This is a genomic window from Bacillota bacterium, from assembly GCA_023511485.1.
GTDB lineage: Bacteria > Actinomycetota > Aquicultoria > Aquicultorales > Aquicultoraceae > CADDYS01.
Genome location: JAIMBH010000051.1, coordinates 1 through 4,835 on the forward strand (window position 1 = coordinate 1; position 4,835 = coordinate 4,835).

A 4,835-nucleotide genomic window follows, 5' to 3' on the forward strand; every position below is an offset into this window, starting at 1 on the left:
ACTGAAAAACTCCTGAGTTTTTCAGTTTTTCAGGAACGTCCCCGATGAACCTTACCCTATTATCTTAAACCATAACTGTTTCGGTTGATTCCTGTAAACTCAAAACTCCGTCTGCCATAGTTGCCCGCTTTGTAGCGTAATCAGCAACATAAGGTGCATGAGTTACAATAATTACGGTTTGTCCCTGCTCCATGGTTAATTCTTTAAGCATCTCAATTATGCTAACGCCTGTTTTGGTATCAAGGTCGCCTGTCGGCTCAACAGCTAAAATTATGCCTGGATTGTTAGCCAAAGCGCGCGCTATAGCTACCCTTTGCTGCTCGCCTCCAGAAAGTTTCCCCGGTAGATGATGCCAGCGGTCTTCCATCCCAACCATGCGCAATAGCTGCATAGCACGCTCACGCCTTTCAGGCGCTTTCACTTGTGCCGGAACCATTGCCGCTTCTATATTCTCTCTGGCGTTTAAGGTTTGAATGAGATTAAATGATTGAAAGACAAAGCCGATCTTATTAAGCCTGAGTGCTGCTAACTTGTTTTCGCCCATGCGCGCTATATCAACCCCATTAATACGTACACTTCCAGATGTTGGCCGATCCAAACCTCCAAGCAGGTAAAGAAGAGTGGTTTTGCCGCTTCCACTTATTCCCTCGATAACAAAAAACTCGCCTGCCTTAACCTTAAAGTTGGCTTCTTTAACCGCTTCAACCTCCCTTGAGCCCATCAAAAACGTCTTATTTAAACTAATTGCTTCAATCATTAGCATTCACCTCTCTATTCTCCTTCATGGGCAAGCATGTTTATTGAATATTGCCTCAGGTACAATAAAGTTGCTACATAGCCAAGAAAGAAAGATAACACCATAACAACTATAGCTTCCATAAAAACATCCAAACCATCTAGGTAGGGCACCAGGTATATAGTTGACTTGCTGCTGCTTAAACCCAGGCCTGTTACACTGTTATCAAAAGAAGATACAGCAAAATCCGCTTTAATTTTTAAATTGCGCAAGATAAATGATACTGCGCTGGATAAACCGATAGCAGCAACTACTCCTGCTGTAGCTTGTATTATTAGCTCGAGTGCGATTTGGGCTGCCAGCCTAAATCTAGACCAACCAACTGCCCTTAAGGCACCAAGCTCGCGCCTACGCCCTGATAGCGCAGCTATTACCGTTATCCCTATCATAACAGTTGCTGCTAAGGCGATAATTAAAATGATAAGGCTGGTGTATTTTTTGGCTAACTCTTCTGCCCGTCCCATACTTCCTGTAAGCTGAGCGGAGGCCTGACTAGTCTCCAGAACATTAGAGCCAGGCAGCAGCTTAAGTGTAAGTTTCTTAACTTTGTCGACTTGCTTTGCACCCTCTACTCTTAATGCCAGCATGTTAACCGCCTTTATTTTTGCAACTTGCTGTAATTGCGAAAGGGGCATATAAACCTGCGCTGAGCTTAGCCCAGCAGCTGGTTTGGCAAGACCGATAACGTTAAAGTCTATTCCCTTAAAGCTAAAATAGCTGCCAACTTTAAGGCCTTTAGATTTAGCAAAATCCTCTCTTAGGATAACGGCCAATGTGTCGTTAGACAAAAAATACCGCCCCTCGATAACATCAGATGGCCTAAGTAGGCCAAACGTTGAATTATCTATATCGACCCCGGCAACTGCAAATTTCGATTGCTTAGCTTTGATGGGCGCCGGCCTAACTTCTTCCGCTTCAAATTTTTTAAACCGCTCTGGGTAGTAGGAAAATTCGATATCGGTTAGCTGCTGGCCAATGCTCTGATAGCGCTTTTTCTCCTCCGACGTTGCTTTGTCTTGAAGAATCAGATCGCGCAGCCGAAACAATTCTTTTTCTAGCTCGATATATTGCTGATTGCTTGAAACTTTACTATCGATATCTGCCCTTTCTTGTTTCGTTAACGGATCAACGCTTTTTTCTGGGATAACAATTTTATCAGGTGCCTTGCCTTCAACACGACTTACGGTGAGAAGCAGTACCGGTGCTAGCTCGGCCACATCTGAATTGCCTGCAAGCCTTCCGATAGAGCTCATATCCATAGCCTTAAGTGCGTTTAGTTCGATTGTGTCTTCTATGAAAGGCTGGCCTGGATTTAAGTTCCTGCCTTCTAAATTAATAAACACATCGCCATTTGTATTTACGTAATTTGTCGAGCCAGGAGATGTAATAACCAGGTCGATCTTTGCCTTGGCTAGAGGCGATAAAGCCCTAGCGCGTGCCTCAAGCATAGCGTTAATTATAGAGCCGATTACCAGCAAAGCAGCCAATGCTATTGCCACAATGCTTGCAACAAACGCACTTCTAGCTGGGCGGCGCAAGACTTCTTTTAGTGCATAGCAGATATGAAACATTTTACGGCCTCCTTAATATAACGGCCGGCCTTAATCTCTGTAGCCACCCGGCAATTGCTAAACCCGATATGGCTGCGATTAAAGCTGCCGTCCCAACCGCACTTACGTATGCAAGTAAGGAGGGAGTTAGCTTAAGAGTAGTCTTAACTGCAGCTAACTTTTCGGTTGAAGAACGGCCAGCTAAATATTCAAAAAAGTTTGAGGAGCCATACATCTTGTAAGTCGGGATGGAACCAGCATCCCCATTGAGATAGTTTGATATGATGGTGCCTGCTACAATTCCAATTACCATACCAAAGGCCACTTTAAGCGCGATGTCAAGAACAAAATACCAGCCCACCTTACGACTCGGCCAACCCATAGCCCTTAAAGTTGCTATTTCTTTAGCCCTCTTACTAATAGAGCTGATACCCAAAAGAACGATAATGCCGATAACTGAAAAAGCCAAGGCAGCTGAAAGAACCTGGCTAAATTTAGCCAGCACTGCAGCACTACCCCTAATAGCTGGTTTTACGACTCTTGCAAGTTCACTATTATCGCTTAACTCAGCATCGGGAAAAATTCTTGCCAGCTCTCTCCTTAAGTACTGGGTATCAGCCCCTGAGCGCGCCTTAATAAAGACTATATTAACAGTTCCCTTAGCATTTAACTGGTCCTGTAGAGCGGCAAGAGGCACATACACCTCTGGCGCGTTAGCAGCTAGGCTAGGCCATCCTATACCGATTACCCGATAATCGGTATCAAGCATCTTTAGAGTGCCTCCTACTTTGAGGTTATTCTTGAGTGCAAAATCAGAGCGTAAAATCGCAACTTTAGCATCAGTATCCTGCTTAGTAAAATAGCGGCCTTTGATAATATCAGAAGCTTTAAGATAACCAACACCTGGCTCCATACCAGCGATTGTATACCCTCTCATTACTACTTCAGGCGGTGGCGGCTTGATTTCTTTTTTGGTCCTCTTTGGCGGCGCATCAAAGATATCTGGGCGAAGCTGGTGATATACCTCCATCACACGTTGTCCCATTTTCTCAGTTAATTCGTCGGCCCTTTTTTTATCTTCTTCGGTCCATTCCTCTTCTGGTTTTTTCATCAGCTGTTGACTCTCATCCGCAAGCCGCCTATATATAGGGTCTGCTTGCGCCTTCTGCTCTAGCTCCACTTCTTCTTTTGGGTCTAATTGAAACTTTTTGGGACGAATGTCTTCTTCAGGGATAATAATTTTCTTTTGCTTCTCCGACATGTAGTTGTAAGAAGCTAAAAGCAACGAACGTTTATCCTTTACCTGACTGAGCTTATCAATGCGCGATAAATCAGCAGCATTAAACTTGCCAGCAATACCAATCGGAACCCCCAGGGAAGCAAAAATATTGGTGATAAATTCCTTATCTTCGCTATGATGCTTAAAGTAAACCGACTGGCCGTTCTTGTGGGTACCATCTGGCAGGTCACCCACAAAATAGCCCGGCTCTTCATTATTCATCTGCATCTGCCGCACCATAACGATATCTGCGCCTAAATCTTCCAGCGGTGCCAGCGTTTTTTTCTCAGCTATGTGAAGTGAGTCTGTAGCGCTTGTGGCCAGCAAAATGGTGGCGCTGGTCAACGCCGCTAAAGCTATTGTGGCAATACTGGCTAGAGGATGATAATATATTTTAGATAGAGCGTATTTTATGGCAAACATGTGTCCTCCGACAATTCAGTTTGGTGAGGGACACTGCCCTTAATTAAGGGCAGTGTCCCGGCCTTTTTAGTGTGAATCCCAGCTTAGGCGATAGTAAGTGTTTGTACCAACAACACCATCTGCAGTAAGGCCGTTATTGCTCTGGAATTGCGATACTGCATTGGATGTGGCTGGACCAAAAACATTATCAACTGTTAGCGGGTAACCCATTAGGTTCAAAGTGTACTGGATGCTTCTAGTATAGTAATATGGGTCTGAAACCATCCAATAAGGTCCTGGCCGATTGGTACTTGTGTCATGATGATAGATTTGTTGGTCGCGCAGCACTACCCAATACCTGTATCCGCTATCATCGCTGTAATTTCCCTTGGCTTTGCCTTGTATCCAGGAAAGGGCATAAGCGGAATCATGCGTCCCAAGCGATGTACCGTATCTCACCTCCCCTCTTGCCGGCATAGCGAATTAGCAATCATCTGACACTGCATATTGCCCAGAGCAGTAAGCAAAAAATGGAGGCGGCCTAATCTTCCCCAACGCAATTATGACTACCATTATATGGTAACACGATGCTTTAGATATAGTATCTCCGGCTTGTTAGCTACTGCTTATAAGGCTAGCAAAAAAAAGAGGTATGTCAACTATAGCATCAATTATTGATACACTGTTGTTAGTGTTTGCTATACACGCGTACTATCGGGGACGTTCCTGAAAAAAATAAAAAAACAAAATTGTTTTTATTATTTTAAGTAACACACAACTAACACACCAACACACGAGAAAAAAAAAA

4 protein-coding genes are annotated in these 4,835 nt (G+C 44.1%); all 4 read right to left on the reverse strand.

Translation table 11 applies throughout. The annotated features are described in order from the left end of the window. Positions 1 to 64: 64 nt before the first annotated feature. A complete protein-coding gene (locus K6T91_11405; protein MCL6473391.1) occupies positions 65 to 757 on the reverse strand; it encodes an ABC transporter ATP-binding protein in 693 nt (230 codons plus the stop codon). 14 nt (positions 758 to 771) lie between these two features. After that, a complete protein-coding gene (locus tag K6T91_11410) occupies positions 772 to 2,367 on the reverse strand; it encodes an ABC transporter permease (protein ID MCL6473392.1) in 1,596 nt (531 codons plus the stop codon). A gap of 1 nt (position 2,368) precedes the next feature. Next, positions 2,369 to 4,048: an ABC transporter permease gene (locus K6T91_11415; GenBank protein MCL6473393.1), complete on the reverse strand. Its 1,680-nt coding sequence runs from the start codon at positions 4,046 to 4,048 to the stop codon at positions 2,369 to 2,371. Between the two features lie 66 nt (positions 4,049 to 4,114). Then, positions 4,115 to 4,504, reverse strand: a complete 390-nt coding sequence (locus K6T91_11420; GenBank protein ID MCL6473394.1) for a peptidoglycan-binding protein — start codon at positions 4,502 to 4,504, stop codon at positions 4,115 to 4,117. Between the last annotated feature and the right edge of the window lie 331 nt (positions 4,505 to 4,835).